Source organism: Qipengyuania citrea (assembly GCF_024171405.1).
Classification (GTDB): domain Bacteria; phylum Pseudomonadota; class Alphaproteobacteria; order Sphingomonadales; family Sphingomonadaceae; genus Qipengyuania; species Qipengyuania profunda.
Genome location: NZ_JALJZT010000002.1, coordinates 1 through 26,317 on the forward strand (window position 1 = coordinate 1; position 26,317 = coordinate 26,317).

General features: G+C 64.5%; 27 protein-coding genes and 1 pseudogene. 13 read left to right on the forward strand and 15 right to left on the reverse strand.

The annotated features are described in order from the left end of the window. Positions 1-48: 48 nt before the first annotated feature. A complete protein-coding gene (locus J2S32_RS00890; RefSeq protein ID WP_253515190.1) occupies positions 49-753 on the reverse strand; it encodes a LuxR family transcriptional regulator in 705 nt (234 codons plus the stop codon). Between the two features lie 372 nt (positions 754-1,125). Between J2S32_RS00890 and J2S32_RS00895 the strand changes: the two genes are divergently transcribed. Then, positions 1,126-1,701 (forward strand): response regulator transcription factor, encoded by a 576-nt coding sequence (locus J2S32_RS00895; protein ID WP_253515192.1) that lies wholly within the window; start codon positions 1,126-1,128, stop codon positions 1,699-1,701. Between the two features lie 2 nt (positions 1,702-1,703). Here J2S32_RS00895 and J2S32_RS00900 read toward each other — a convergent pair whose 3' ends face one another. From J2S32_RS00900 to J2S32_RS00915, 4 genes are all read right to left on the reverse strand, one after another. Then, the gene (locus J2S32_RS00900) at positions 1,704-2,219 is read right to left on the reverse strand and encodes a septal ring lytic transglycosylase RlpA family protein (protein ID WP_253515194.1); all 516 of its coding nucleotides are present in this window, start codon (positions 2,217-2,219) and stop codon (positions 1,704-1,706) included. A gap of 911 nt (positions 2,220-3,130) precedes the next feature. After that, positions 3,131-4,360, reverse strand: coding sequence for an argininosuccinate synthase (locus J2S32_RS00905; protein WP_253515196.1), 1,230 nt, complete (start codon positions 4,358-4,360; stop codon positions 3,131-3,133). A gap of 124 nt (positions 4,361-4,484) precedes the next feature. Beyond that, entirely contained in the window at positions 4,485-4,748 is a 264-nt protein-coding gene (locus J2S32_RS00910; RefSeq protein ID WP_253515198.1) for a DksA/TraR family C4-type zinc finger protein, read from the reverse strand. A gap of 70 nt (positions 4,749-4,818) precedes the next feature. Next, positions 4,819-6,114: an SAM-dependent methyltransferase gene (locus J2S32_RS00915; RefSeq protein WP_253515200.1), complete on the reverse strand. Its 1,296-nt coding sequence runs from the start codon at positions 6,112-6,114 to the stop codon at positions 4,819-4,821. A 372-nt stretch (positions 6,115-6,486) separates the two neighbouring features. On the opposite strand from J2S32_RS00915, the gene J2S32_RS15785 reads away from it, so the two are divergent. Beyond that, on the forward strand, positions 6,487-6,633 hold the full coding sequence (locus J2S32_RS15785; protein WP_367398962.1) for a hypothetical protein: 147 nt from the start codon (positions 6,487-6,489) through the stop codon (positions 6,631-6,633). Here the strand turns inward: J2S32_RS15785 and J2S32_RS00925 are convergent, their stop codons facing one another. The 3 genes from J2S32_RS00925 to J2S32_RS00935 are packed head-to-tail and all read right to left on the reverse strand — an operon-like array spanning position 6,634 to position 8,797. Continuing rightward, the gene (locus J2S32_RS00925; protein ID WP_253515202.1) at positions 6,634-7,374 is read right to left on the reverse strand and encodes a molybdopterin-dependent oxidoreductase; all 741 of its coding nucleotides are present in this window, start codon (positions 7,372-7,374) and stop codon (positions 6,634-6,636) included. Beyond that, a complete protein-coding gene (locus J2S32_RS00930; RefSeq protein WP_253515204.1) occupies positions 7,371-8,036 on the reverse strand; it encodes a cytochrome b/b6 domain-containing protein in 666 nt (221 codons plus the stop codon). Before J2S32_RS00930 ends, J2S32_RS00925 begins: the two co-directional genes overlap by 4 nt. Next, the gene (locus J2S32_RS00935; RefSeq protein WP_253515206.1) at positions 8,033-8,797 is read right to left on the reverse strand and encodes an SDR family oxidoreductase; all 765 of its coding nucleotides are present in this window, start codon (positions 8,795-8,797) and stop codon (positions 8,033-8,035) included. The genes J2S32_RS00930 and J2S32_RS00935 overlap by 4 nt, the downstream gene beginning before the upstream one ends. Before the next feature lie 71 nt (positions 8,798-8,868). Here J2S32_RS00935 and J2S32_RS00940 point away from each other — a divergent pair, with 71 nt between their 5' ends. Further along, positions 8,869-9,711 carry a PhzF family phenazine biosynthesis protein gene (locus J2S32_RS00940; RefSeq protein WP_253515208.1) on the forward strand — a complete coding sequence of 281 codons (843 nt, stop codon included), beginning with the start codon at positions 8,869-8,871 and terminating at the stop codon, positions 9,709-9,711. 25 nt (positions 9,712-9,736) lie between these two features. Here the strand turns inward: J2S32_RS00940 and J2S32_RS00945 are convergent, their stop codons facing one another. The 3 genes from J2S32_RS00945 to rlmN are packed head-to-tail and all read right to left on the reverse strand — an operon-like array spanning position 9,737 to position 12,224. Further along, positions 9,737-10,381, reverse strand: coding sequence for an MOSC domain-containing protein (locus tag J2S32_RS00945; RefSeq protein ID WP_253522838.1), 645 nt, complete (start codon positions 10,379-10,381; stop codon positions 9,737-9,739). Continuing rightward, a complete protein-coding gene (locus J2S32_RS00950; RefSeq protein ID WP_253515210.1) occupies positions 10,381-10,980 on the reverse strand; it encodes a class I SAM-dependent methyltransferase in 600 nt (199 codons plus the stop codon). Before J2S32_RS00950 ends, J2S32_RS00945 begins: the two co-directional genes overlap by 1 nt. Next, the gene (rlmN, locus tag J2S32_RS00955; protein WP_253515212.1) at positions 10,977-12,224 is read right to left on the reverse strand and encodes a 23S rRNA (adenine(2503)-C(2))-methyltransferase RlmN; all 1,248 of its coding nucleotides are present in this window, start codon (positions 12,222-12,224) and stop codon (positions 10,977-10,979) included. The genes J2S32_RS00950 and rlmN overlap by 4 nt, the downstream gene beginning before the upstream one ends. A 288-nt stretch (positions 12,225-12,512) precedes the next feature. On the opposite strand from rlmN, the gene J2S32_RS00960 reads away from it, so the two are divergent. After that, entirely contained in the window at positions 12,513-13,178 is a 666-nt protein-coding gene (locus J2S32_RS00960; RefSeq protein ID WP_253515214.1) for an outer membrane protein, read from the forward strand. Positions 13,179-13,239: 61 nt separating this feature from the next. On the opposite strand, the gene J2S32_RS00965 is transcribed toward J2S32_RS00960, so the two are convergent. The 3 genes from J2S32_RS00965 to J2S32_RS00975 are packed head-to-tail and all read right to left on the reverse strand — an operon-like array spanning position 13,240 to position 16,119. After that, the gene (locus tag J2S32_RS00965) at positions 13,240-13,722 is read right to left on the reverse strand and encodes an invasion associated locus B family protein (RefSeq protein ID WP_253515216.1); all 483 of its coding nucleotides are present in this window, start codon (positions 13,720-13,722) and stop codon (positions 13,240-13,242) included. Further along, positions 13,715-14,194: a GreA/GreB family elongation factor gene (locus J2S32_RS00970; RefSeq protein WP_253515218.1), complete on the reverse strand. Its 480-nt coding sequence runs from the start codon at positions 14,192-14,194 to the stop codon at positions 13,715-13,717. The genes J2S32_RS00965 and J2S32_RS00970 overlap by 8 nt, the downstream gene beginning before the upstream one ends. A 23-nt stretch (positions 14,195-14,217) precedes the next feature. After that, the gene (locus J2S32_RS00975; RefSeq protein ID WP_253515220.1) at positions 14,218-16,119 is read right to left on the reverse strand and encodes a lytic transglycosylase domain-containing protein; all 1,902 of its coding nucleotides are present in this window, start codon (positions 16,117-16,119) and stop codon (positions 14,218-14,220) included. A 138-nt stretch (positions 16,120-16,257) separates the two neighbouring features. Here J2S32_RS00975 and dapA point away from each other — a divergent pair, with 138 nt between their 5' ends. Then, positions 16,258-17,139, forward strand: a complete 882-nt coding sequence (gene dapA, locus J2S32_RS00980) for a 4-hydroxy-tetrahydrodipicolinate synthase (protein WP_253515222.1) — start codon at positions 16,258-16,260, stop codon at positions 17,137-17,139. Here the strand turns inward: dapA and J2S32_RS00985 are convergent. Further along, complete coding sequence (locus J2S32_RS00985) at positions 17,136-18,209, reverse strand: succinylglutamate desuccinylase/aspartoacylase family protein (protein WP_253515224.1); 1,074 nt, start codon at positions 18,207-18,209, stop codon at positions 17,136-17,138. The genes dapA and J2S32_RS00985 overlap by 4 nt on opposite strands. 94 nt (positions 18,210-18,303) lie before the next feature. On the opposite strand from J2S32_RS00985, the gene smpB reads away from it, so the two are divergent. From smpB to J2S32_RS15795, 8 genes and pseudogenes are all read left to right on the forward strand, one after another. Further along, positions 18,304-18,786, forward strand: coding sequence for an SsrA-binding protein SmpB (gene smpB, locus J2S32_RS00990; protein ID WP_253515226.1), 483 nt, complete (start codon positions 18,304-18,306; stop codon positions 18,784-18,786). 129 nt (positions 18,787-18,915) lie between these two features. Next, complete coding sequence (locus J2S32_RS00995; RefSeq protein WP_253515228.1) at positions 18,916-19,524, forward strand: DUF2062 domain-containing protein; 609 nt, start codon at positions 18,916-18,918, stop codon at positions 19,522-19,524. Then, the gene (locus tag J2S32_RS01000) at positions 19,524-21,995 is read left to right on the forward strand and encodes a response regulator (RefSeq protein ID WP_253522841.1); all 2,472 of its coding nucleotides are present in this window, start codon (positions 19,524-19,526) and stop codon (positions 21,993-21,995) included. The genes J2S32_RS00995 and J2S32_RS01000 overlap by 1 nt, the downstream gene beginning before the upstream one ends. A 149-nt stretch (positions 21,996-22,144) precedes the next feature. Next, positions 22,145-23,209: a recombinase RecA gene (gene recA / locus J2S32_RS01005; protein ID WP_253515229.1), complete on the forward strand. Its 1,065-nt coding sequence runs from the start codon at positions 22,145-22,147 to the stop codon at positions 23,207-23,209. 195 nt (positions 23,210-23,404) lie between these two features. Beyond that, complete coding sequence (locus J2S32_RS01010) at positions 23,405-24,031, forward strand: glutathione S-transferase family protein (RefSeq protein ID WP_253515230.1); 627 nt, start codon at positions 23,405-23,407, stop codon at positions 24,029-24,031. Positions 24,032-24,127: 96 nt separating this feature from the next. Continuing rightward, complete coding sequence (locus J2S32_RS01015) at positions 24,128-25,294, forward strand: nucleotide sugar dehydrogenase (protein ID WP_253515231.1); 1,167 nt, start codon at positions 24,128-24,130, stop codon at positions 25,292-25,294. After that, positions 25,294-25,940, forward strand: a pseudogene (locus J2S32_RS15790) (NAD-dependent epimerase/dehydratase family protein); the annotation flags it as partial. The gene J2S32_RS01015 and the pseudogene J2S32_RS15790, both read left to right, overlap by 1 nt. Positions 25,941-25,943: 3 nt before the next feature. After that, the gene (locus J2S32_RS15795; RefSeq protein WP_367398993.1) at positions 25,944-26,315 is read left to right on the forward strand and encodes a hypothetical protein; all 372 of its coding nucleotides are present in this window, start codon (positions 25,944-25,946) and stop codon (positions 26,313-26,315) included. The last annotated feature ends 2 nt before the right edge of the window (positions 26,316-26,317 follow it).

Genomic DNA, 26,317 nt, shown 5'->3' on the forward strand with positions numbered 1-26,317 from the left:
TGATCGATGCGGGGGAGGGCGCGGATGCGGACGCGGGCGCCGTGACGCTCACACGTTGATCAGGCCGAACTTGAGCCCCTTGACCGCCGCCGCGGCGCGGTCGGAGACGTTGAGCTTGATGAAGATGCGCTTGATATGCGTGGCGATCGTCGGGCGCTTGCTGCCGAGGATCATCGCGATCTCCTCATTGCTCTTGCCGCGCGCGATCCAGTGCAGGATCGTCACCTCGCGCGGGGCGAGACGCGGGCGCTCCACCACGTCCTCCTCGAACTGGTCGATTCGCAGATGCGCCGCCTGCGCCACGCAGTGCAGCACCGGGACATCGGCATGATCGACGCGGTCGGGATGGTCGGCCATCGTGATGCCGATCGCGGCGAGGTGCTGGCGCGGCCCGAAGGTCGGGAAGATATAGCCGTCGGTCACGCCATGCGCGCGCGCCTGTTCGATGAAATGCAGCAGATCGCCGGCCAGCGGCTTGCCCTGCGTGACCACGCTGTAGCGCAGCGGCCGGCCCGACCGCGCCGCCAGCGCGGGGAAGGGGTCGAGCCGGTCGAGCCCCTCGCGGTAGCTGCTCACCCACGCCTCGGGAAAGCCGCGGAAGAGCATGTCGGTGCGCCCCGGCATGTCGTGCGAGGGCCGCGCATAGCTCAGCGCCTCGAACCCGTGCAGCCGGTAGAACGCGCGGGCGATCGAGAGGACTTCGTCCATGTCCGCGGCCGCCGCGATCCGCCTGACGGCCCTGTTGTCTTCCATGCCTCGTGTAGCCCCCGGTCCCGCTTTGCCTGTGCCCGCCCTGATACGAGTGAATGTCATCCATCTGGACTAGGGGCAACATTCGGCAAGCGCGAAGATGGGGATTGAATCCGGATTCGGTACTGGCTTACCGCAATGTGACAATCGCGCGCGATTCCTCCGATCTTGGTGTCATCCGGATGAACGACGTCCGGTCAAACGACCTCCAACCGGGTGACTGTGGCAAACCCCATGTTAAGCATACCAATTCGGGTGGGGCCGGGGATAAGTGAAGTTTTCCCGGCATGGGGTATTGACGGGGAACGGGATCGAGCCGCGATGCAGGAAAACACGTTTATTGTCGTCGACTGTAACTATCGTAACCGCAACGAATTGACCTTGGCCTTGGGCGAAATGGGCTATGTAGTGCCCGCCGACACGCTCGACGACCTGGGCGGGCGCTGGCCCGAGGGGGCCTGGCTGCTGGTCCATGACGAAGGACCGCAATTGCCGCAGACGCAGCAGGCGCTGCGCAGCGCGGGGCAGTATTACCCGCTGGTTGCCTATTCGAAACAGGCCAGCATCGCGCATATCATGGATGTGCTGAGCGACGGCGCGGCGGGCTATCTCGAATGGCCCACGCTCGGCGAACGGCTGCGCCGCAGCCTCGGCAACATCATGACGCGCAAGTGGCAGGGTTCGACCACGCCCGAACAGGCGCGCGCCAAGCAGCGCGTCGGCCAGCTCTCGCCGCGCGAGCGCGAAGTGCTGTCGGGGGTGAGCGAGGGCTATTCGAGCAAGGAAGTCGCGCGCACGCTGGGGATCAGCCCGCGCACGGTCGAACTCCACCGCGCCAATGTGCTGACCAAGCTGGGTGTCCGCAACGTTGCCGCCGCGGTGCGGCTGTCGGTCGAAGCTCAGCTCGACGCCGGACCCGCCGTGACCCAGGAACGCGAACTGGCGCTGTAGCTCTAGCCTTTGAGCAGCGCGAGCTCGACCGTGCCATGACCGCGCCCGATCAGGCCGAGTTCGGTCGCTGCGGCGCGGCTGACGTCGATCACGCGGTTGCCGTGGAAGGGGCCGCGATCGTTGATGCGCACGGTGACCCGCTTGCCGGTGCGCGGATTGGTTACCTCGACCAGCGAGCCGAACGGCAGCGTGCGATGCGCCGCAGTCATCGCGTGCATGTCGAATCTCTCGCCGTTGGCGGTAAGGCGGCCGTGGAAGCGCCGTCCGTAATAGGAGGCCACACCGGTGCCGATCGAGCGGGTTACCGGCGGCAGCTCGACCGGGGGCTCGATCGTCGAGAGGTCGACCACATGGCCGGCGGGCTGGGGCGCGGGGGGAAGCGTTTCGAACCGCGCAAAGCTGGCGTCGAACGAACCGGTCACCGCGGCGCGGTGGACATGTTCCTGCGGTAGCGCCGCCGTGGCGGGTAGCGCCAGGGCAGCGAGGAAAAGGACATTACGAAACGCGCGATAGACCATGATGGGAACCTCCCGTTCGGTTCCAGCGTCTATAAGGGAGGTAGTGAGCGGAGTCCCCTACGGGGGCGGAGGCTGCCCCATTCATGCCACAGTTCGTCGCGCTTCGTGCGTCCTTGGGCAGTTCTACCGCATCTGGTGGGCGTCATCGGGACTGGCCACAAGCATTGCACCGAAGCGCGCTCCGGCCGCTGAAGGACCATCCTGACAGGCCACAGAAAATGGGGCCGACATCGCTGCCGACCCCACTCTCACCGATGCGTGGCCTTGCCCGAAGGCAGGGGCTTGGCATCCGATGTCTCCCCGTCCGTGCCGTCCGAAGACAGGCTCTTCCGGTTCTGTCACCGGCGCTCCCACCGGCATCCGGCTCCGCCCTCATGCTGACCCGGTTGAGTGCGCCAGGTCGTGAGACCCTCGCTTCTTTCCCAGGCCGGCCCTCGACGGGCGGCTCCGCGATCAGTCCTTCCGTTCATGGCCGGGACCTTGAGGGGATGAATTGCCGATCCGGTCCGAAGACCTTTTCCTGCAATATCGCCTCGGCATCCGACCGGGTTGGTCCGATCCATGAAAGACGTGCTTTTGCGTTCCATCATCGACCGTCATGCTTTGGACCGAAGTCCGCGGCGCGCTGGTCTCAAGAATGCATGGACAGCACCTTCCATGTCTTTCCGGTCCGAAATTTCCCCGTAATCAGAGGCTGTTACGCCTCAAACCCGGTGGAAGTCCCTCGCCGTTCCGATGACTTGAAGCTGCCCCTGACCACGCGATTCGTCCAGCGGACGAGGCCCGAGTTTTCCACTTTTCCAGCTTTTCGCTGTGGAGGAGGGTGGATAAGTCCACCATCCGTCGCAGAAATATGACTGTAGTCGCGCTCCTTGCGCAATATTACGCCGAGAGCGCGCTTTGTTTCGTAATTAACGGTCGCGCTGCGCGAGCAGGCGCAGACGCAGCGCGTTCAGCTTGATGAAGCCCTCGGCGTCTTTCTGGTCGTAAGCTCCCGCATCGTCCTCGAAGGTTACATGCGCTTCGGAGTAGAGTGAGTTCGGCGATTTGCGGCCAACCACCATGGCGTTGCCCTTGTAGAGCTTGAGCCGGACGGTGCCCGAGACTTTCTGCTGGCTGAGATCGACCGCAGCCTGCAGCATCTCGCGCTCGGGGCTGTACCACAGGCCATTATAGACCAGCTCGGCATAGCGCGGCATCAGTTCGTCCTTGAGATGCGCGGCACCGCGATCGAGCGTGATCTGTTCGATCCCGCGATGCGCGCGGGCGTAGATCTCGCCGCCCGGCGTTTCGTACATGCCGCGGCTCTTCATCCCGACGAAGCGGTTCTCGACCAGGTCGAGGCGGCCGATACCGTGGGTCCGGCCGAGGTCGTTGAGCGCGGCCAGCAGCGTCGCCGGGCTCATCGCTTCACCATTGAGCGATACGCCGTCGCCCCGTTCGAAACCGATCTCGATATATTCGGGCGTGTCGGGCGCGTCTTCCGGGTGGTCGGTGCGCGAATAGACGTAGTCGGGCGTTTCTTCCCACGGATCCTCGAGCACCTTGCCCTCGGACGAGGTGTGCAGCAGGTTCGCATCGGTAGAGAACGGGCTTTCGCCGCGCTTGTCGGTCGGTACTGCGATCTGGTGCGCCTCGGCCCAGGCGATCAGCGCGGTGCGGCTGGTGAGGTCCCATTCGCGCCATGGGGCGATCACCTTGATGTCGGGATCGAGCGCATAGGCCGACAGCTCGAAGCGGACCTGGTCGTTGCCCTTGCCGGTCGCGCCATGCGCGATGGCATCGGCGCCGGTCTCATGCGCGATCTCGACGAGACGCTTGGAGATCAGCGGACGCGCGATACTGGTGCCGAGCAGGTAGTCGCCTTCATAGCGCGCATTGGCGCGCATCATCGGGAAGACGAAGTCGCGCACGAATTCCTCGCGGACATCCTCGATGAAGATGTGCTGGTCGGGAATGCCCATGGCGCGCGCCTTTGCGCGCGCAGGTTCGATTTCCTCGCCCTGTCCGAGATCGGCGGTGAAGGTCACCACTGCGACCCCGCGTTCAACCTCGAGCCATTTGGCGATGACGGAGGTATCGAGACCGCCGGAATAGGCGAGGACAACCCGTTTGATTTCGGGGCGCTTGGTATCGGACATTGGAGGCACCTTCGTTGTAACGAGCGCGCCGCTAGCAGGGGGAGGGGAGTGTAGGCAATCGATTCACGCTTTGCGTGCGTCAAGCGCAGGTGCGGCGCTGAACAAGGGCAGGATCAAAGGCTGGTCAGCGCAGCTGGCTGTCCTTGCTCCCGCGCCGGTTGATGCCCGAATTGCGCGCACTGGCATCGAGACCAGACTGGCACTGCACACAGCGCTTCACACCCGGCAACGCCGCGCGGCGCTTCTCGGGTATTTCCTCGCCGCAGTCGACGCACCATTGCTCGCTTTCGCCCACGGGCATCCGTGCCCGCGCCGCGCTTACCGCGTCGGAAATCGTGTCGTCGATCTGATCCTGAACCGCGCCATCGCGCGCCCAACCACCTGCCATGCTACTATCCTTCCGACGGCAGAGATGGGGTGGAATCGCGAAAAATCAACCGAATGGCCCGTGCGGCGATCTACTCCGCCGCCTCATCCAGCACGGGGTCGAGGTGCCATTCGGGCACGTTCCCCGCGTCTGCCGCGCGCAGGCGGGCGCTTTCGGTCTCGATATATTCGCGCGTCATGGGGATCGCATTGCGGTCCTTCACATACTGCAGCTGCCAATTGACCATATTACCATGGCGGAAGCTCTGCTCCGCGCCGGCGAGATAGAACAGCCACATGCGATAGAAGCGCTCGTCATACAGCGCCTCGATCTCCTTGCGGTGCAGGACCGTGCGCCGGTACCATTCTTCCAGCGTGTGGCTGTAATGGAAGCGCATCGCTTCCACATCCATCACCTGCCAGCGGTACTTCTCGCTCTGCGTCACGAGTTCGGACAGCGCGGGGATATAGCCGCCAGGGAAGATGTATTTGCGCGTCCACTTGTCGGTGAAGCCGGGCGCCCCCGCGCGGCCGCAGCAATGGCTGACCATGACGCCGTCGGGGGCGAGCAGGCGGTTGGTGTGCTCGAAGAACGCGGGATAATGCGGGGTCCCGACATGTTCGAGCAGGCCGACCGAACTGATCCGGTCGAATTGCCCCTGCACGTCGCGGTAATCCATCAGTTCGAAAGTGACCCGATCGGCGAGACCGGCGGCTTCTGCGCGCTCCTTGCAGAACGCGATCTGGTCGGGGGCGAGCGCGACCCCAGTGACCTCGACGTCGTAATGCCGCGCGAGGTAGAGCGCGAAGCCGCCCCAGCCGCAGCCGATGTCGAGCACGCGCTGGCCCGGCTGGATAAACAACTTGGCGGCGAGATGCGCCTTCTTGTCGAGCTGCGCCTTCTCCAGCGACGTCGCTTCGGGATCCTCGCGGTAATAGGCCATGGTGTATTGCCGGTCCTCGTCGAGGAACAGCTCGTAAAGACGGCGGGTGAGGTTGTAGGTATGCTCGGCATTCTTGCGCGCCTTGCCGCGCAAATTGACGCTGTCGGTCTTGGCCAGCAGTTTCTGCGCCGCCTTGCGCAGCGGCCCCTGCGGCTTGAGCGAGGCCCCTGCCTCGCGCTTGGCGTTCATGGTCACGAACAGTACCAGATCGCGGATATCGTGCGGCGGTTCGACTTCGAGCCAGCCCCACATGAACGCTTCGCCCGCGCCGACCTGCGGATAGCGTGCGATGTGGTTGGCGGCCTTGCGATGCGTCAGCCGGATATGGAGCGGGGGTTCGCCTTCCTCCGGCGCGCCATATTCATAGGTCTGCCCGTCATGGTCGGTCACGATCAGGCGGCCGCGCCGGATGGCCGAATTCAAGAATTTGTCGAGCAGCCACATGCGTACCGGTCTCCCCGCAGTTTCCCCTGCGCCGGAGCCTGTGGCACATGGGGCAGCGAGTCAAATGATGGAGCGGCGCGATGGCCGAGGCGAAAACGCAGCCGACCGACACCGATCCGCGGGATTTCCTCGCCGCGGTGGAACCTGCCCGCAAGCGCGAGGAGGCGCAGGTGCTCGATGCGTTGTTCCGGCGCGTGACCGGCGAGCAGCCCAAAATGTGGGGGCCGAGCATCATCGGCTATGGCAGCTACTCCGCCACTTATGCCAGCGGGCGCGAGGTCGAATGGATGCGCACCGGTTTCAGCCCGCGCAAGGCGAAGCACTCGCTCTATCTGATGGGCGGCTATTGCGATCCGGAGACCGGGGCCAAGCATGCCGAATGCGCTGGAACGACTGGGCAAGCATACGCGCGGCAAGAGCTGCCTCTACGTCAACAAATTGGCCGACATCGATCTGGCGGTGCTCGAAGAAATGATCCGCGCGGACTGGGCGGAAATGAACCGGCGCTATCCCGCCTGATCAGATCCCGGCGTACCACTGGTATCCGGCGCGGTCTTCCCAATAGCCGCCTTGGCCCTTGCCGATATCGTCCAGGCTGGCGACCGCCTCGATCGCGGTCAAATACTTGGCGTGCTTATAACCCAGTTGCCGCTCGATCCGCATGCGCAGCGGCGCGCCATTGCGGATCGGCAGCGGCTCGCCATTGAGGCGGTGCGCGACGATGGTCTGCGGATGATAGGCATCGAGCCGGTCCACGCTTTCGTAATAGTCCTGCCCGTTGAGATTGTCGGCGCAGCGGAAGACGATGAATCGGGCTTCCTCGCGCAAGCCCGCGGCGTCGAGCAGCAGCGACAATTGCGGCCCGCTCCATTCGCCGATCGCGCTCCACCCCTCAACGCAATCGTGCCGCGTGACCTGGGTGCGCTGGGGAAGCCTGCGAATATTGTCGAGGCTGAGGCTCAGCGGCGTATCGACCAGCCCGCCGACCGCAAGCCGCCAATTGGCGAAGCCTTCCCCGGCATGGCGCGGGTAGTCGCCGGTTTGCGGGTCGGTCGAGCCATTGCCGCGAAAATAGGGCGACACCGCGCTGCGGGGATATTCGGGGGCGAGGGCCTCGCGGTCGCTCAGCAGCCGGTGCGCGCGCTTGTGCCACCCTTCGGCTGCGCCAAGCATCGACTGGCCGACGTCGGTTTCGGCGATCCGGTTGCAGCCAGCCACGAAGGCGGCGCCGCCAGCGACGAGGAAGTTCCTGCGCTTCATGGTTCGCGCCCTCCGGTGATCATGTCGCGCATCTGGCGGATCGGCCCGGCGAGGATGACCAGCACGACGTGAACGATGAAGAAACCGGCGATAGTAAAAGCGAAGATGAAATGCAGGCTGCGCGCCGATTGCCGCCCGCCAAGCAGTTCGACCAGCCAGCCGAATGTCGGCCCCATGCCGGGGCTGATCGCGATGCCGCTGAAGACCATCATTGGCAGGAAGACGCCGAGCACGAGGCCGTATGCGAGCTTCTGGAGGAAATTGTACTTGCCCCCGGCATGGCTGAAATCGCGCTTGAGATGCGCGGCTATGTCGCGTCCGATTGCGGCAGGGCGCCATTCGCGCGGGCGGGTGGCGATATCGCGGCTGAAGTGCCGGTTGGCGAGCATCGCGACCCACATGAACAGCAAACCTAGCGCAAAGGGCCACGCCATGAGGATATGCCAGTCGCGGGCCACGGCGAGGCTGTAATAGCCGGGGATCGTCATCCAGTCGGGAAAGCGCGGGACGATCAGCCAGGCCTGCTCCGCGGAAAAGCCCCAATCGCCCCAATACAGGCGGCGATGTGCATTGGAAATCGTCAGCCCCGACATGAACAATACGGTCACGCACAGCAGGTTGAGCCAGTGCCACAGGCGCGTGCTGAGCGCGTGGCGCTTCATGCTGGTTGCTCTTCGCGCGCGAGGTAGATCACGTCGCGCGGCTGGGCGAGCAGGTGCTGGCCGCTGTCGACATAGAGCGTCTGCCCGCTGGCCAGATGGCCTTGGGTGAGAAACAGCGTGGCCTCGGCGACCTCGTCCGGCCCGGTCTTGCGGCCGAGCAGGTTCATGCGGTGCGACACCTCGGTCTCGGCCTCGCTCTGGTCGTGGCTGGCGAGGATCGCGCCGGGTGCGAGCGCGTAGACACGATCGTCACGCTTGGCTGCACCCATGGCGAGCATCGCCACGGTCGATCCAGCCGCGTGCTTGCTCATCGTATAGCTGAAGAAATCGGGGTTGGGATTGGCCAGCTTCTGGTCGGTGAACTGGATCACGCGCCGTCCCGCTGCGGCGCGGGCATGCGCGAGATAGGCTTGCGCCATGCGTGCCGGGGTGCGGGCGTTGATCTGCATCGACCGCAGGTTCGTCGCAGGATCGAGCCCGGTTACATCGTCTGGCTCGAAGATCGCCGCGCAATTCACTAGGCAGCGCCAATCGGGCAGCCGCGCCGCGAGCGCTTCGACCATCGTCACTGCGGCGTCGCCGTCGGCCAGGTCGCAGTGCACCGTTTCTGCAGAGGGGAGGGTGCTCGCCAGGGCTTCCGCCTCGTCATGCGATTCGCCGTAGTGGATGACGACGTGCCAGCCATTGTCTGCAAACGCCTGCACGATTGCCGCACCGATCCGCGCCGATCCGCCGGTCACCAAAACTGTCGAACTGGTCATGAATTCTATTGAGCAGTTTTGGCGAGGATTGCCTAGCTTTGCCATCGGGGCGCAGTTGCGAGGAAGATGCCGTGAAACTCGATCTTGTCGACGTATTTGGTTCTGGTCCGCTGAGCGGCAATCCGCTCGCGGTCGTGCATGGGGCGGACAGCCTCACCGCCGAACAGATGCTCAAGCTGACGCAATGGCTGGGCTTTTCCGAAACCACTTTCCTGCTCCCGCCGACCGACCCGGATGCCGATTACCGCGTGCGGATTTTCTACCCGGCTGGCGAATTGCAGTTTGCGGGCCATCCGACGCTGGGCAGCTGCCATGCCTGGCTGCGTGCGGGCGGGGTGCCGAAGAATGACGCCGCGATCGTGCAGGAATGCGGGGTTGGCCCGGTCGAAATCCGCCGCGATGGCGAGCGGCTGTCGTTCCGCGCGCCCGATCTGGTGCGCAGGGGCCCGCTATCCGACGAGGAACGCGCGCGCGCGATCGAACTGTCGGGCGTCGGCGAGGAAATGTTGGTGGAGGCGGTGCATGTCGCCAACGGACCGCAATGGCAGTTGTTGCGACTGCGCTCGGATGAGGATGTGCTTGCAGCGAAGCCGGTGGCGGAGGCGCCGCAGGGCACCGATATCGGGCTGGCGGGACCGACGAGCGGCGGCGATCCCGCATGGGAATTGCGCGCCTTCTTCGCCGACCAGCAGGGCCGTATGCGCGAGGATCCGGTGACGGGCAGTTTCAATGCGGGTGTGGCGATGCACCTGTTCGCCAGCGGGCTCGAGAAGAGGCGCTACGTTGCTGCTCAAGGCCGCCAGACGGGCGCAGACGGGCGCATCCATTGTACGCAGGAGAGCGATGGTTCGGTGTGGATCGGCGGGATTTGCATGACCGTTGCAGAAGGCGCTGCCGTGCCTGGGTGGAGCTGAGTTCCCCCCCGCGTCTGACGGATCACTAGCTGGCGAGCTTTGCGCGGATCTTGTCCCGCATTGCCGGAGAGAGCCGCTCGAGCCCCGCCATCTCCTCGATCTCGTCGCGGGATGCCCGGTGCGCGGGATCGTAGAACTTGGCGAACAGCCGGGCGACACTCCACCCGGTATGCCCGGTCTCGACGCATTCGAGCACATCGCCAGCCTGCGCCTCGCCTTCCTCGATCACGCGATAGTACCAGCCGCAGTGGTGCTGCTTGATGATCCGCGCGACCATGCCCTTGCGGCCGAACCGGTGCTCGATCTTCCAGCACGGTTTGCGCGGTTGGCTCACCTCGAGCAGCGCGCTGCCGAGCCGGAAGCGGTCGCCGATGTGCACCTGTGTTTCGGTGAGCCCGGTACTCATCAGATTCTCGCCGAAGGCTGCGGCGTGCGCGAGCAGATCGTGGCCGCCCAGCCATTCGTTCCATCCCGCGTAATGATTGTGCGGATAGTGGTGCATCGCCATGTCGACGCCGCCATGGTGCACGGTGTCGGCGACCATATCGCCTTCGATCCCGAAGCTGCGGATGGTGACCGCGCCGGTAACCGGGCGCTTCTCGATCGCGCTCAGTTCCGCGCCGTTGAAGGGTTGGGGCAGGCCGATGCAGATTGCATTGATCGCTACCATCACGAATTCTCCTTGCGCAGGGTCAGCGCATACCAGTCGCGCTGGATGCCGTCGGCGCCTTCGCCGCGGTAGCGTTCGGCGGCGATGATGGCCAATCCGGCATCTTGATAGACACGTTCGAGCCAGCCTTCGTCGGGGAGGTTGGTCAGCCGTCCCAGCGGGTCGCGCCCTTCGCCGTCGCCAAGCTTGTAATTGGCAAAGTGCCACCCGCCGGGTCGCAAAGCGCGCCGGATCGCTGCGAGGACACCGGGGAGGTCGGCACGCGCAACATGCAGCAGGCAGGCATGCGCCCAGACCGCGTCATAGGCCGTCACCGCGTCAAGCTGGTCGAATTGCAGGATGCGCGCGCCGACGTCGAAGCGTTCGTTCGCCTTGCGCACCATGGCCGGAGTGCCATCGGTCGCGTCGAGGGCGAAGCCGCGTTTCATGATGTGCGCGGAATCGCGGCCTCCGCCGCAGCCCAGCTCGAGCACACGGGCGCCCGGTTCGAGCCGGTCGAGAAATGCATCGAGGTGGCGGCTTGGCCCCTGGCCGAAGCTCAGCGTGTAACGCGGCGCGTTCGCTTGGTAAAAAGCGATCGTCGCCGCATCGGCGGTCATCCCGCGGCAGCCTCGGCCTCGGCGGCCTCGCGGTCGCGCTGGGCGCGGCTTTTCTTCTCCGCCGCGGTCTTCAGCTGGCCGCAGGCCGCATCGATGTCGCGTCCGCGCGGGGTGCGCACCGGGGCGCTGATACCGTGTTCGAACACGATCTCGGAAAAGCGCTTCACCCGCTCGGGCGTCGAACATTCGTACGGCGCGCCGGGCCACGGGTTGAAGGGGATCAGATTGACCTTGGCGGGCAGACGGTAATGCTTGATCAGCCGCACCAGTTCATGCGCATGCTCGTCGCTATCATTCTTGTCGCGCAGCATGACGTATTCGAAGGTGATCCGCCGCGCATTGCTCGCGCCGGGATAGGCGGCGCAGGCTTCGAGCAGTTCCTCGATCCCGTATTTGCGGTTGATCGGGACGATCTCGTCGCGGATCTCCTTGGTCACCGCGTGCAGGGATACCGCGAGGTTTACGCCGATTTCCTGGCCGCAGCGATCCATCATCGGCACGACGCCGCTGGTCGACAGCGTGATCCGGCGCTTCGACAGCGCGAGACCGGCGCCATCCATCACCAGTTGCATCGCAGCCTTGACGTTGTCGAAATTATAGAGCGGTTCGCCCATGCCCATCAGCACGATATTGGTCAGCAGGCGCCCGTCCGAGCGGTATTCGCTGCTGTCTTCCTCGGTATCGAGGCCGGCCATCGAGCCCTTGGGCCATTCGCCCAGCGCATCGCGGGCGAGCATGACCTGACCGACGATTTCGCCCGGCGTCAGATTGCGCACGAGCCGCATGGTGCCGGTGTGGCAGAAAGTGCAGTTGAGCGTACAGCCGACCTGGCTGGAGATGCAAAGCGTCCCGCGGTCGGCATCGGGGATGAAGACCATCTCGAACTCGTGCCCGTCGGCGGTCCGCAGCAGCCACTTGCGCGTGCCATCGGTCGAATGCTGCGCCTCGACCACATCGGGGCGTTCGACGACGAAGCGTTCGGTCAGCCAGGGGCGCATGGTCTTGGCGATATCGGTCATCGCCGCGAAATCGGTGACACCGCGATGATACAGCCAGTGGAACACCTGCTTGGCGCGCAGCTTGGCCTGTTTCTCGTCTAGTCCGGCATCGGCGAACAATTCGCGAATGCGGTCCTTGGGCAGACCGATCAGGTCCACGCGGCCATCCGCACGCGGCGTGATGTCGCGCGCGACGGGAACCGGGTCCACCTGCCCGGGAATGCTCATGAGTGTCGTATCGGCCATGGGAGCGGCGCATATAGTGCCAAATGCCCCGAAAGCAAAGCATGCGGGCAGGCGGGGCCAGGCTCGGGGCGCCGCCGCTTGTAAGGCGCGGCCACGCGCGAAATATGCCCGCCCGATTTGAGCGTTTCCCGCGTCCCGCCGCTTCGGGGCCTCGGTTCGTCGCGCAACATGTGTTCAAAAGGCAACAACTTACTGTTGTCTCAGGTTAATGAAACTGTTTGCCAATTCGCATCGTTCTCTGGGTCCACGCAGCGCAAAAGCTGCGGGTAAAACCAATGGAGTTCGCATATGAAGAAGATCTCAACCCTGCTCGTCGCCGGATCGCTGGCTGCCTTTTCGGCACCTGCAATGGCCCAGGACAGCGGCAGCAATTTCGACGGCTTCCGCCTGCAGGGCGTCGCCGGTTACGATGCGCTCAAGGCTGGCAGCAGCGTCGATGACGATGCCAATGCCGATAACGACCAGTCGATCGACGGCGTGGTTTACGGCGTTCAGGCCGGTTACGATTTCGATCTCGGCGGCGCAGTCGTCGGTCTCGAAGCGGAACTGACCGATTCCAGCGCCAAGACCGAATTCAACAACGGTGATTTCGAAGGCTTCGGCTTCGGTGAAGTCGATGCCGGCCGTGACCTCTTCCTCGGCGCGCGCGTCGGTGCGAAGATGGGCCCGGACCTGCTGGTCTACGCCAAGGGCGGTTACACCAACGCCAAGCTGAACATTCTCGCGAATGACGGCACCACCGAATATGACGAAGACTTCGATCTCGACGGCTGGCGTGCCGGTGCGGGCATCGAATATGCGATCAACCCGCGCACCTTCATGAATGTCGAATATCGCTATTCGAACTACAGCGAAGGCGAAGTCGATTTTGACGGCGACCTGGCCGACAGCGAGCGTTTCGATGTCGATCTCGACCGCCACCAGATCATGGCAGGCCTCGGCGTTCGCTTCTAAGCGATCGCATCTGACCTGATCGAGGGCCGGGGAGCGTTATGCGCTCTCCGGCCTTTTCGTGTCAGCGCTGCGCGCAGGCGAGCGTGGCGGCATCCATTGCGGTGGCCGCGCCGGCAAGCGAATAGGTGTTGGCAAAGCGGCGTCCGCGTGTGTCGGTCGCGCGGATCGTCATGCGGGTGGCGGAGCGCATGGCCGCGACGATGGCGGCATCCATCGTGCGGTCTTCGGCCCAGGCATCGCCGCCGCCGCCGCTGAGGCGGAAGCTCTTGCCGCCGATCGCCAGCGTGATGGCCGAACCTGCGGCAAGCTGGCGCGAGAGACGGAAATGCACTTGCCCGCGCAGATTGCGGCGCGGCCAGGTACCGACGGTGGCGAAAGGTTCGAAATCGCGCTGCAACCGGCTCGGCGCCGCCATGGCGATGGCATAGCACCGCGGGACCGCGGGATCGCGAAATGCACCCCAGTCGGAAAAGACGCCGAGGCTGTCCTTGGCAGACAGCGGCACCGCAAGAGCGAGCAGGACGAGGGCGCCAAGCCTAAGCATAGTCGATCGCCACCACCTCCCATTCCTTGAGCCCACCCGGCAGCCGGACGCTGCGCAGGTCCCCGACTGCCGCGCCCTTGATGGCACGCGCGACCGGCGAGGACCAGCCGATGCGGCCGGCGCTGGCATCCTGTTCGTCATCGCCGACGAGCGTAACGACGCGCTCGACGTCGTCCTCGTCGGCAAGCGTAATCGTGGCGCCGAAGAAGGCGCGCGATTTGTCGGGCTGCTCGGCGGGGTCGATCACCCGCGCCGCCTTCATCCGCCGCGCGAGATGCGCCAATTCACGGTCGATCTCGCGCATGCGCTTGCGCCCGTAGAGGTAGTCGCCGTTCTCGCTGCGGTCGCCATTGCCCGCCGCCCAGTTGACGATCTCGACGATCGCGGGCCGCTCGATGCCGAGCAGATGGTCGTAGCGCGCCCGCATCGCGGCATAGCCGGCAGGGGTAACGGGATTGGACTTGCCTTGCATGAGGCCGTGGCCCCTAGCGCAAATCAGCGGCGCAGGTAATTCGCAATATCGCGTTCGTAAGGCGCCGAGCGGTCGGGGTGCATGTTTGCATAGCTGACTGCATTCCCGATCACGCGCATCACATAATAGCGCGTCTCGAAATTCGACGGGATCTGTTCGATCCAGGTCACCCAGTCGACCGCGCCGGTGCGCGGATCGCCATTGAGCCGCAGCCATTCGTTCACCCGGCCCGGACCGGCATTATACGCCGCGATGGCCAGCGGATAGGCACCGCCATAGCGATCCATCAGCCGCGCGAAATGCGCATCGCCAAGGCGGATATTGTAGCTCGGGCTCTGGGTCAGACTGGCGGACATATAGGTCACGCCGATCTTGCCCGCTTCCTCGCGCGCGGTGCCCGGCATCAGCTGCATCATCCCGCGGGCGCCCGCATGGCTGACTCGGTTGCGGTCGAACTCGCTTTCCTGCCGCGCAATCGCATGGACCATCGTCCAGTTCGCGCCCGGATGCGTTTCGACGGTAGGATAGCCGAGCCGTTCGAATCCGGTAAGGCCATGCTCGCCCGCCACCAGCCCGGCGACAACCGCCATTTCCTCGAGCCCCGTTTCGCGCGCCAACTGGCCGACGAGGGCCATTTCGCCCGGCGTATCGGCCTTGTCGGCGATCGCTTCGAAAAAGGCGCGTTCGGTGCGCCAGTCGCGGCGATTGCGCGCGATCGCACGCAGTGCGCCGGTCAGCGGATCGGCTTCGAAGGCCGCGCGCTCGGCGCTGTCGGGTGCGGGAACGGGAGCAAATGTCGGCATCGGGCGGCCAAGCTCGCTCAGCGCCAACTGGCCGTAGTACCAATCGGGATATTGAGCGGCCATTTCCCAATAGCGCTGTGCCCCGGCCTGATCGCCGGCGCGCGCGGCGGCGCGTCCGGCCCAGTAAAAGCCCTTCGAACGGGTCAGCGGCGTCTTGGCTGCGGTGCCATAGCGGTAGAACAGCGGCGCAGCCTGCGTCCCGTCGCCGAGCGACCACAGCGCCTTGGTTCCGCCAAGCCACATGAGGTCGGTATATTTGTCACGCAGCGTATAGGAGCCGTCGGAAATATCGGTGCCCGGCGCGAAGACATCGTCGATCTTGCCCGCGATGCTGGCGGCCTGCGTCGCCCCGGCGCTCTTGGCCACCGCCAGCGCTTCGCTGACGAACTGCGTGCCGTCGAAAGCAGGCGACACGAAGGCCGCGCGGGTCGAAAGCAGGTTCACCGCTTCGTACGGCTGGCCCGAATTGCGGTAATGCCGCGTCAGATTGTAGACATAGCCCGCATCGGTCATCGCACCCGTGGGAACTGGGACGCCAGCCTGCGAAGGCGTGCTGCCCTGCAGCAGCGCCAGCCGCGCCTGCGCCATCGGGCGATAGGCGGGCGAGACGCGCACGACATGGCGCGAAGCGGCTTCGTAGCTGCCCTGCCACAGCAGCGCGTCCATCCGCGCATCATGGTCTTCGGGGGCGAAGCGGCTGCCGAACAGGCCCTGCATGTAAAGTTCTGCCGGGCCGCTCATCGTGCCGCCGCGCCACGCTTCGCGTGCGACTTCGAGCGCCTCGGGCCGGCCGAGCGAGGCCAACGCAAGCGCGTACCGCGCCCGCCCGCTATTGGTCAGCGGGGGATGCTTGTCGAAAAAGGCCACCAGCGTCTGCGGCGAGGGCGCTTCGCGATCGAGTGCGGCTTCGGCGCGGCGCTGGAGCAATTCCTGCTTCGGAAAATCCGGATAGCTGGTGAGGAAACCCGCGTAGGAGGAGAACGGGAGGTTCTCCTGTTTGGTCAGATATTCCCATTGTCCGACTGCCTGGTCCATCCGGCCCGGCTGCTGTGCGACCAGGCTGCTGCGCGAGGCATCCTGTGCCTGCGCAAGCGAAGGGAAGGCCAGCGCGGTGCCGACCATAAGTGCGAGTGAGAAAACTGTTTTTCGGCCCATGCTGGACATATTGCCCGGCCCCTCCTTATCAGGCGCTGAATGGATCGTGGCGCCGTGTCGCGAAAACTGATTTTGTTTCATTCCTCTAACGCAGGACTCAGGTAAATGTTCTCAGGCTCGATTCCAGCTCTGGCGACTCCTTTTCGCGACGGATCGTTCGATGAAGCCGCGTTCCGCAAGCTCGTCGACTGGCAGATCGACAACGGCAGCAAGGGGCTGGTCCCCTGCGGCACCACGGGCGAGGCCTCGACGCTGTCGAATGCCGAACATCACCGGGTGATCGAGGTCTGTATCGAACAGGCGGCGGGCCGCGTGCCGGTGATCGCGGGCTGCGGCTCGAACGATACGCGCAATGCGCTGCTCCACATGCAGTTTTCGAAGAAGGCGGGGGCGGCTGCGGGGCTGTGCGTCGCGCCCTATTACAACCGGCCGAGCCAGACCGGGCTGATCGCGCATTTCAGCTTCCTGGCGGAAAACAGCGATCTGCCGATCGTTCTCTATAATGTCCCCGGCCGCACGGTGACCGATATCGAGGACGAGACGGTGGTCGAACTGGTACGCAAATATCCGGATCGCATCGTCGCCATCAAGGATGCCAGCGGCGATTTGTCGCGCGTTGCCGATCACCGCATGGGTCTCGATCATGAGTTTTGCCAGCTGTCGGGCAATGACGAATTGTGGCTGCCGCATTCGGCCGCGGGCGGGTCGGGGTGCATCTCGGTGACCGCCAATGTCGCGCCCGCGCTGTGCGCCGAATTCCACGAGGCCATCGCGGCGAACGATCTGGTCAAGGCGCGCGCGCTCAACGACCGCCTGTTCCCGCTCCATTACGCAATGTTTTCGGATGCCAGCCCGGCACCGGTCAAATATGCGCTGAGCCGGGTACACGACTGGTTCGAGCCCGATGTCCGCCTGCCGCTGTGCACCGCCAGCGAAGCCAGCCGCAAGGCGGTCGACGAAGCGCTGGAAATCGCCGGCCTGGCCTAGATCACTTCGTCTTCGTCGAGCAGGGGCGCGGCGGGGAAGGGGGGATCGCTGACGGCAAGCGCTTCGACGATGCTGTCGGCATGCTCCCCCGCATGGTCGAGCGCCTCGACCTCGGCGATGTGGAACAGCGCGTCCCCCTGGTTGACGATCGGCAGCGTCGCATGGCCGATGACTACCCCGTCGGTCGGGCTGACAAGGTCTTCGGGATCTTCGCCGAACAGGCCCCCGACCCGCGCGAGCAGCGCGCCCTTGCGCACGACATCGCCCGAACGGCACACCCGCCGGCTCACACCGCCACGCGGCGCGCGCACCCAGATCGAGCGGTTCGAGCGGAGCGGAACCTCGACCTCGTCCAGTCCGTCATCGGCATCGATCATCCCGATGTGGGCGAGCACGCGCAGGACGCCCGCAACCCCGATCTCGATCGAAAAGCGGTCGAAGCGTAGCGCCTCACCCGCTTCGAGCAGCAGCATGGGCGTCTCGCGATCGGCGGCCAGCGCGCGCATCGAGCCGGGGCGCAGCGGGCTTTCGATGATGATCGGCGCGCCGAAGGCCATGGCCAGTTCGGACAGATAGGGGCTGCCCGCGGCGATGCGGATCTGGGGGAGGTTGTAGCGGTGGACCGCGGCCGAATGGATATCGATGCCTAGCGCGCAGCGGTCGATCACATGCGTGAGGAAACAATGCGCCAGCTGCGCGGCGAGACTGCCGCGTTCGGCCCCCGGAAAGCTGCGATTGAGATCGCGCCGGTCGGGGAGGTAACGGCTGTGTGCCACGAAGCCGTAGATATTGACCGCGGGGGCGAAGATGATCGTGCCGGCGAGCATGCCGGGCGACAGGCGCTCGAGCAGCCGCTGGATCACCGCGGTGCCGATAATCTCATCACCATGGATCGCGCCGCTGACGAAGATACAGGGACCATGCTTCGCGCCGTGAAATACCTCCAGCGCGAGCGCGGAGTTCAGTCCGGTGACCTGCTGCGCAACGGGGATGGCCACGGTTGCGCGCGTCCCCGGCGCGATGACACTGTCGTGGATTGTAAAGGGTTCGATTGCGGGGCCGGCATTCATGCGCGGCTTTCGCCATGCGCGCGGCGTGCTTGGCAAGAGAAATCGCTGCGCGCCCTTTCCAAGCGCCGCCTGCTATCCTACATGCGCCCGCCTTATGGCCCGACCCAAGCCCGCCACTTTCGACAAGCAGAAGACCGTCGCCGACAACCGGCGCGTGCGGTACGATTACCATGTCGAAGAGACTTTCGAGGCGGGGCTCGCGCTGCAGGGGACCGAGGTCAAGGCGCTGCGCGCGGGCGAGGCGAGCATCAAGGAAAGCTATGCCGAGATCCGCGACGGGCAGGTCTGGCTGGTCAATGCCAACATCCCCGAATATTCGCATGGCAACCGGCTCAACCACGAGCCGCGCCGGCCGCGCAAACTGTTGCTCAATTCGCGCGAGATCGAGAAGCTGTTCGGCGCGGTCGAGCGCAAGGGCATGACGCTGGTCCCGCTGTCGATCTATTTCAACAGCACCGGACGAGCGAAGGTCGAACTCGCGCTGGCCAAGGGCAAGCAAGCGCATGACAAGCGCCAGACGATCAAGGATCGCGACTGGAAGCGCGACAAGGCGCGGCTGCTGCGCGACCGCGGATAAACCAGGTGCGCGACCCTTACATCGGGGCCCCGTGCTAACCACATCGCCAGCCATGCCGTATTCGTCGCAAGCCGCTTTCCACCTCCCCTTGCACTCGCCAAGGAGGCAGCGCATGGCAGGGTCGTGGCAATGAGCGAGCGCAAATCTAAGACATTCCTGTCGGACTGGATCCGTCTGCGCATGCCCACGCGCGAGCAGATGGCGCGAAACAAGTATTTGCGCCCCATCGCGCACCGGTTCCTGACGCCTGAATTGTGGCGCTTTACCCGGCGCAGCGTCCCGCGCGGCGTGGCGCTGGGAATCTTCGCGGGCTTTATCGTACCGGTCGGCCAGATCTTCTTGGCCGCCTTCATGGCACTGCCTGCACGCGCCAATGTGCCGCTGTCGACGCTGGTGACCTTCATCACCAACCCGTTCACTTTCCCGTTCTGGGCACTGGTGGCGAACAAGATCGGCGTCTTCATCCTCAAGGTCGACCTGGCGGCCACGGGCGGCGCAGCGCAGGAAGAAATTTCCAGCGGGCGCTGGTCCTGGTTCATCGAAATGTTCGAAGGGGTCGGGGTGACCGTGCTGGTGACCGTGTTCGGCTTCATCGTGCTGGCGATTGTCGGGGCGGCGTTCGGCTATGTTTTTGCAGGTGTTGTCTGGCGCTTCGTCGTTGCGCGTAAGCGCCAGCGCCGTCTTCGCATAATGGAGCGGCGCTTCGACCACCGCGTGGATGAGGATCCCGAGACGTGATGGTACAGGAGGACAACCCGGTCACCCGGCTGCCTCCGCTGCCGCTCATGCTCGGCGTCGCGGCTGCCGGGATCGTTTCGGTATCGCTGGTATGGCTGGTCGGCCAGCAGACCGTCGTCGCCCTGGCCTATGGCGGAGCGCTGGTGGCGGTGCTGTTGATGCTGCTGCTCGCGGCCCGCCTCAAGACTGCTCCGGTCGAGGGGGATACGCTCCAGCCAGATTGGTCGGTAACCAGCGTCGCGATCGAGAACCGCCGCCGGGCCGTGGTGATCATCGACCGGGCAAACCGGATGGTTTGCGCCAATTCGACTTATGAAAGCTGGTTCGACAGCATCTCCTCGCCTTACGACCTGGCCTTCGATACCGGCTCGCGCGAAGCGGTAATTGCGGGCGCGCGCGACGCCTGGCGCGACGGGTCGGCCAAGGTTGCCGAAGTGCGGCTCGAGGGTCTGGAGGCCCACTACCAATTGCAGATCGATCGCAGCGGGCGGGGCGAGGCCTATCTGGTCTGGCGCTTCACTGAATTGCGCGAAGAACGCAGCTATGAAGGCCTGTCCGAGCGCCTTTCGGGCCGCTTTGGCGAGGTGATCTCACGGTCGGGTCTCGAACTCGCACTGGTGGGGCCCGATGGCGTTGTCCTTACCACCACGCCTGGACTGGCGGAACGCGCCACCGGTAGCCGCGAAAATTCGCTCGGCGGGCTGGAATTCGTGCAATTGCTGCGCTCGGACGATCGCGATCGCATCTTCTTCGCGCGCGAAGGGCAGCAGGGGTCGCCGCAGACGCTGGTGCATGTGCCGCTCGACGCGCCTTCCGCCGACAAACTCAGCGATGCCGACCAGTCGCCTTCGCTGATGCTGCTGGTCGACAGTTCGGTCGGCCTCGGCGGGGGCTGGGAGGGGAGCGGCAAGGCCGCCATCCCGCAACTTGAAGCGCTGCTCTCGGCGCTGCCGCTGGGGCTGGCGCTGACCGATCGCGACGGGCGCTTCCTGTTCGCCAACAAGGCGTTCCTGCGCGCGGTGGAGCGGGTCGATCGCGGACTGCCGCAATTCCCGTCTGACCTTGTCGTGCGCGAAGACAAGGCCGCGCTGGCCGATACCGTCCGGCGCTTCGCCAAGGGCGCGACCGCGAGCGGCGACATGGCGGTGCGGCTGGCGAACGACAAGGAAGAGCCGGTTTCGATCGGTCTTGCCGGTGTGCGCGGGCTGGGCGATGCGGCGGTGCTGCTGTCGATCTCCGATTCCTCGGAAGAGAAACGGCTTCGCCGCCAGGTCGCGCAGGCGACCAAGATGCAGGCGGTCGGCCAGCTCGCGGGCGGCGTCGCGCATGATTTCAACAACGTGCTGACCGCGATCATCGGCTATTGCGACCTCATGCTCTTGCGGCATACGCCGGGTGACAGCGATTACGATGACATCCAGCAGATCAAGGCCAATTCGAACCGGGCAGCCAGCCTGACGCGGCAATTGCTCGCCTTCAGCCGCCAGCAGACCCTGCGCCCGGTCGTGCTGCAACTGCCCGACGTGGTCAGCGAGGTCAGCCAGCTGCTCAAGCGGTTGATGGGCGAGAAGGTCGAGTTTTCGGTGCGCCACGACCGCGAGCTGGGCTCGGTCCGCGCCGATCCGCAGCAGCTCGAACAGGTCATCATCAACCTCGCGGTCAATGCGCGCGATGCGATGCAGATGAACGCGATCAAGCGCGGCAAGCAGGACTGGAAGGGCAGTCTGACGCTGGCCACGCGCCGGGTATCGGCACGCGATGTGCGCAAGATGGGCATCGATATCATGCCCGCGGACGATTACACCGTGCTGATCGTGCAGGACACCGGCGGCGGCATTCCCGACGAGCATCTCAACAAGATCTTCGAACCCTTCTTCACCACCAAGGAGCAGGGCAAGGGCACCGGGCTCGGCCTGTCGACCGTCTATGGTATCGTCAAGCAGTCGAACGGCTTCATCTTCGCCGACAATGTCCAGGGGCCCGACGGAACGCTGATCGGCGCGCGCTTCACCATGTACCTGCCGGTGCACAAGGGCGAGCTGCCCGCCATCATGCGCCGCGAAGAGCCTGAGGAAACGAATGCGACCGAATGGTCGGCGGGCGGGAAGCTGCTGCTGGTCGAGGACGAGGACATGGTCCGCGCCGTTGCCGAGCGCGCGCTTGCCCGCGCAGGCTATACCGTGACCACCGCCGCCGATGGCGAAGAGGGGCTGGGCGCGATCGCCAACGGCACGACCGAGTTCGACCTGATCGTGTCGGACGTCGTCATGCCGACGATGGACGGACCCGCGATGGCCCGCGCGATTCGCAAGGTGAAGCCGAAGATCCCGATCCTGTTCATGTCTGGCTATGCCGAAGAGCAGCTCCGCAACGAGATAGACATCGAGGACATGCACTTCATCCCCAAGCCGTTCAGCGTCCAGCAGATCAATGCCAAGGTCGCCGAAGTGCTGAGCGAACACCGCAAATAGGCGGGGTGCGCCGCTGGTTTTTTGCCGAGCGGAACATAGCAGGAGAACTTTTTCCCGTTCCCCACTTGTTCTTGCGGAACAAATCCGATACATACTGCGCCAGTTGTAGAGTCGGTAGCCGGCTCTGGCCAAGTGCAGGAGGTAGTGTCATGGCGGCAAGTCTGAAGCTCGTAGAGGACAAGAAAGTGAACGCAGACCGCCAGAAGGCATTGGACGCCGCGCTCGCACAGATCGACCGCGCATTCGGCAAGGGTTCGGCGATGAAGCTGGGCCAGAAGGAAGCCATGCAGGTGGAATCGATTTCCACCGGCTCGCTCGGCCTCGACATCGCGCTGGGCGTGGGCGGCCTGCCCAAGGGCCGCGTGGTCGAGGTTTACGGTCCGGAAAGCTCGGGCAAGACCACGCTGGCGCTGCATGTCATCGCCGAAGCGCAGAAGGCCGGCGGCACGGCCGCTTTCGTCGATGCCGAACATGCGCTCGACCCGGTCTATGCCAAGAAGCTGGGGGTCGACATCGAGGAACTGATCATCTCGCAGCCCGATACCGGCGAGCAGGCGCTCGAGATTACCGATACGCTGGTCCGCTCGAATGCGATCGACGTGCTGGTGGTCGACTCGGTTGCCGCGCTGGTCCCCCGCGCCGAGATCGAAGGCGAGATGGGCGACAGCCATGTCGGCCTGCAGGCCCGCCTGATGAGCCAGTCGCTGCGCAAGCTGACCGGTTCGATCAACCGCTCCAAATGCATGGTGATCTTCATCAACCAGCTGCGCATGAAGATCGGCGTGATGTACGGTAACCCCGAAACCACCACCGGCGGCAACGCGCTCAAGTTCTACGCCTCCGTGCGGCTCGACATTCGCCGTACGGGCCAGATCAAGGACCGCGACGAGGTGATCGGCAATGCAACCCGCGTGAAAGTGGTCAAGAACAAGGTCGCTCCGCCGTTCAAGCAGGTCGAATTCGACATCATGTATGGCGAGGGTATTTCGAAGATCGGCGAGATCCTCGACCTCGGCGTCAAGGCCGGCGTGGTCGAGAAATCGGGCAGCTGGTTCAGCTATGACAGCGTCCGCATCGGCCAGGGCCGCGAGAACGCCAAGACCTTCCTCAAGGAAAATTCCGAGATGTGTGCCAAGTTGGAAGCCGCAATCCGCGGCCGCACCGACGAGGTCGCCGAAGAGATGATGACCGGTCCGGACGCGGACGAAGACTGAATTCTCTTCAAGCGGGAGCGCGTCGGCCCATATCCCCGGGCCCGCGTTACAGCCGGACTGTCCCCCGGCGCTCCCGAAAAACCGGAAAGCCGGTGCGCGCCGCTTCATGGCCGCACCGGCTTTTCCGTTTGTGGCATGGCCGCAGGCCAGTGGCAGCCCTAGGGTGCGCGCGAATCGCCGATCGGGAGCGCCGCCATGACCATCACCGTCCACCATCTCAACAACAGCCGTTCGCAGCGCATCCTCTGGCTGCTCGAGGAATTGGGCGCGGACTACGAAGTGGCCGCCTACCAGCGCGATGCCGAAACCAATCTCGCGCCGCCCGAGCTCAGCGAGGCGCATCCCCTCGGCAAGTCGCCGCTGATCGAAGATGATGGCATGTCCATCGCCGAAAGCGGCGCGATCATCCAATATCTGTGCGAACGCCATGGCGGCGAAAGCTGGCTTCCCGCGCGCGATAGCGAAGTCCATATCCGCCACCTTGAATGGATGCAGTTCGGCGAGAGCAGTTTTTTCGTCCCAGTTATGCTGAAGATTTACGCCGGCCGCCTTGGCGATGCCGCCGCGCCGCTGATGCCGCGCGTCGACGAGCAACTCGCCGCTCATATCCGCTTCGCCGAGGACAACATCTCACCCGATCTCCATTTCGTCGGCGACGACTGGACCGCGGCCGATGTGATGATGAGTTTCCCCGCCGAGATCGCGGTGATGCAGGGCTATGGCGAGCAGGCGCCAAAGCTCGCGCGCTTCGTCGAGGCAATCCATGCGCGGCCAGCGTGGCAGCGGGCGCGCGAGCGGGGCGGGCCCTATTTCATGTGGTGAGCAGGTGCGGGGCGGGGCTTGCAATCGCTTGCGCCTCCCCACAGAAGGCACGCGTTGTCGACCCTTGCGGCAGCGGATTGATATGCGGGTAACTCGATGAAGATCGCCGTTTTCGGGCTCGGCTATGTCGGCCTTTCCAATGCCATCATGCTGTCACAGCACAATTGTGTGATCGGCTGCGATATCTCGCCCGAGCGCATCGCCATGCTCGAGGATCGCCAGTCGCCGATCCAGGACGAACTGCTCGAGCAATATCTGCGCCGCGACGATCTCGACCTCGCCTTCACCACCGATCCTGCCACAGCGATCGAAGGCGCCGAGTTCGCGGTGGTCGCCGTGCCGACCAATTACGATGTCGAGACCAACTTCTTCGATACTTCGGCGGTCGATGCGGTGATCGAACAGGTTCTCGCCGCCAACGACCAGGCGGTCGTGGTCGTCAAATCCACGGTCCCGGTGGGCTACGTCGGCCATGCGCGCGAACGCTTCGCGACCGACCGCATCATCTTCAGCCCCGAATTCCTGCGCGAGGGGAAGGCGCTTTACGACAACCTCCACCCCTCGCGGATCATCGTCGGCGAACGGTCCGAGCGGGCGCAGAAATTTGCCGACCTGCTGCTTCAGCCCGTTCTCGAGGACAATGTCACCGTCCTGCTGACCGATGCCGACGAAGCCGAGGCGATCAAGCTGTTCGCCAACACCTATCTCGCCATGCGTGTCGCCTTCTTCAACGAACTCGACAGTTACGCCTTGTCGCGCGGGCTCGACACGCGCCAGATCATCGAAGGCGTCGGCCTCGATCCGCGCATCGGCGCGCATTACAACAATCCATCCTTCGGCTATGGCGGCTACTGCCTGCCCAAGGACACCAAGCAGCTGCTGGCGAATTATTCCGAAGTCCCGCAGAACCTCATCCGCGCGATCGTCGACGCCAACCGCACCCGCAAGGACTACCTTGCCGACCGCATCATCGACCGCGAGCCGCGCATAGTGGGCATTTACCGCCTGGTGATGAAGGCCGGTTCGGACAATTTCCGCCAGTCCTCGATCCAGGGGATCATGAAGCGCGTGAAGGCCAAGGGAATCGACGTGATCGTTTACGAGCCGGTGATGGAGGAAGACAGCTTCTTCGGCAGCCGCGTCGTGAACGATCTCGACGCGTTCAAGGCGGAGGCCGATGTAATCGTGGCCAATCGCCTCGATCCCGACATCGCCGATGTCCGCGACAAGGTCTTCACCCGCGACCTGTTCGGCGCCGACTGATGGGCGAAACCCGCACCGCGCTGGTCACCGGCTCGGCGGGGTTTATCGGCTATTTCACCTGCCGCCGACTGCTGGCCGACGGGTTCCGGGTCATCGGCGTCGATTCGCTGTCGGACTATTACGATCCCGAACTCAAACGGCGGCGACAGGAGGGGTTGCTGCAAAACGCGGGTTTCGCGGCGATCAATGAGCCGATCGAGACGCCGGGCCTGCTGGCGCGTATCTTTGCAGACGAACAGCCCGATATCGTCATCCATCTCGCAGCGCAGGCGGGGGTGCGGCATTCGATCGATCACCCGCGCAGCTATCTCGAAAGCAATCTGGTCGGCACCTTCGAACTGCTCGAAGCCGCGCGCGCGCATCCGCCGCAGCACATGCTGCTGGCCTCGACTTCATCCGCCTATGGCGCGAATACCGAGATGCCGTATCGCGAAACGATGAAGGCGGATCACCCGCTCTCCTTCTATGCTGCGACCAAGAAGGCGACCGAAGCGATGGCGCATTCCTACGCGCATCTGTTCGATCTGCCAGTGACCATGTTCCGCTTTTTCACCGTCTACGGGCCGTGGGGACGCCCCGACATGGCGTTGTTCAAATTCACCAGGGCGATCTCGAGGGTGAGCCGATCGACGTTTACAATCACGGCGAGATGATGCGCGATTTCACCTATGTGGAAGACCTCGCCGAGGCGGTCCGCCGCCTGGTCGATGCGCCCCCGGTGAGGCCCCAAGGCCCCGGGGATATCGCCGAGGGGGACAGCCTGTCGCCAGTCGCCCCCTGGAGAGTGGTCAACATCGGCAATTCGCAGCCTGTCCAGCTCGGCGACATGATCGGCGCAATCGAGGATGCACTGGGTATCAAGGCCAAGCGCAATCTCATGCCGATGCAGCCGGGGGACGTTCCGGCGACCTGGGCCGATGCTGAACTGCTGCGCACCCTTACCGGCTACGTCCCGCAAACGGATATCCGCGAGGGCGTGCAGCGGTTCGTTGCGTGGTATCGCGACTATTACGGAGTATGACG

What these genes read in the sequence shown, in the direction of transcription:
- J2S32_RS00890 (WP_253515190.1), bottom strand. Translation starts at nt 753, where the DNA reads ATGGAAGACAACAGGGCCGTCAGGCGGATCGCGGCGGCCGCGGACATG.
- J2S32_RS00900 (WP_253515194.1), bottom strand. Translation starts at nt 2,219, where the DNA reads ATGGTCTATCGCGCGTTTCGTAATGTCCTTTTCCTCGCTGCCCTGGCG.
- J2S32_RS00905 (WP_253515196.1), bottom strand. Translation starts at nt 4,360, where the DNA reads ATGTCCGATACCAAGCGCCCCGAAATCAAACGGGTTGTCCTCGCCTAT.
- J2S32_RS00910 (WP_253515198.1), bottom strand. Translation starts at nt 4,748, where the DNA reads ATGGCAGGTGGTTGGGCGCGCGATGGCGCGGTTCAGGATCAGATCGAC.
- J2S32_RS00915 (WP_253515200.1), bottom strand. Translation starts at nt 6,114, where the DNA reads ATGTGGCTGCTCGACAAATTCTTGAATTCGGCCATCCGGCGCGGCCGC.
- J2S32_RS15785 (WP_367398962.1), top strand. Translation starts at nt 6,487, where the DNA reads ATGCCGAATGCGCTGGAACGACTGGGCAAGCATACGCGCGGCAAGAGC.
- J2S32_RS00925 (WP_253515202.1), bottom strand. Translation starts at nt 7,374, where the DNA reads ATGAAGCGCAGGAACTTCCTCGTCGCTGGCGGCGCCGCCTTCGTGGCT.
- J2S32_RS00930 (WP_253515204.1), bottom strand. Translation starts at nt 8,036, where the DNA reads ATGAAGCGCCACGCGCTCAGCACGCGCCTGTGGCACTGGCTCAACCTG.
- J2S32_RS00935 (WP_253515206.1), bottom strand. Translation starts at nt 8,797, where the DNA reads ATGACCAGTTCGACAGTTTTGGTGACCGGCGGATCGGCGCGGATCGGT.
- J2S32_RS00945 (WP_253522838.1), bottom strand. Translation starts at nt 10,381, where the DNA reads ATGGTAGCGATCAATGCAATCTGCATCGGCCTGCCCCAACCCTTCAAC.
- J2S32_RS00950 (WP_253515210.1), bottom strand. Translation starts at nt 10,980, where the DNA reads ATGACCGCCGATGCGGCGACGATCGCTTTTTACCAAGCGAACGCGCCG.
- rlmN (WP_253515212.1), bottom strand. Translation starts at nt 12,224, where the DNA reads ATGGCCGATACGACACTCATGAGCATTCCCGGGCAGGTGGACCCGGTT.
- J2S32_RS00960 (WP_253515214.1), top strand. Translation starts at nt 12,513, where the DNA reads ATGAAGAAGATCTCAACCCTGCTCGTCGCCGGATCGCTGGCTGCCTTT.
- J2S32_RS00965 (WP_253515216.1), bottom strand. Translation starts at nt 13,722, where the DNA reads ATGCTTAGGCTTGGCGCCCTCGTCCTGCTCGCTCTTGCGGTGCCGCTG.
- J2S32_RS00970 (WP_253515218.1), bottom strand. Translation starts at nt 14,194, where the DNA reads ATGCAAGGCAAGTCCAATCCCGTTACCCCTGCCGGCTATGCCGCGATG.
- J2S32_RS00975 (WP_253515220.1), bottom strand. Translation starts at nt 16,119, where the DNA reads ATGGTCGGCACCGCGCTGGCCTTCCCTTCGCTTGCGCAGGCACAGGAT.
- dapA (WP_253515222.1), top strand. Translation starts at nt 16,258, where the DNA reads ATGTTCTCAGGCTCGATTCCAGCTCTGGCGACTCCTTTTCGCGACGGA.
- J2S32_RS00985 (WP_253515224.1), bottom strand. Translation starts at nt 18,209, where the DNA reads ATGAATGCCGGCCCCGCAATCGAACCCTTTACAATCCACGACAGTGTC.
- smpB (WP_253515226.1), top strand. Translation starts at nt 18,304, where the DNA reads ATGGCCCGACCCAAGCCCGCCACTTTCGACAAGCAGAAGACCGTCGCC.
- J2S32_RS00995 (WP_253515228.1), top strand. Translation starts at nt 18,916, where the DNA reads ATGAGCGAGCGCAAATCTAAGACATTCCTGTCGGACTGGATCCGTCTG.
- J2S32_RS01000 (WP_253522841.1), top strand. Translation starts at nt 19,524, where the DNA reads ATGGTACAGGAGGACAACCCGGTCACCCGGCTGCCTCCGCTGCCGCTC.
- recA (WP_253515229.1), top strand. Translation starts at nt 22,145, where the DNA reads ATGGCGGCAAGTCTGAAGCTCGTAGAGGACAAGAAAGTGAACGCAGAC.
- J2S32_RS01010 (WP_253515230.1), top strand. Translation starts at nt 23,405, where the DNA reads ATGACCATCACCGTCCACCATCTCAACAACAGCCGTTCGCAGCGCATC.
- J2S32_RS01015 (WP_253515231.1), top strand. Translation starts at nt 24,128, where the DNA reads ATGAAGATCGCCGTTTTCGGGCTCGGCTATGTCGGCCTTTCCAATGCC.
- J2S32_RS15795 (WP_367398993.1), top strand. Translation starts at nt 25,944, where the DNA reads ATGATGCGCGATTTCACCTATGTGGAAGACCTCGCCGAGGCGGTCCGC.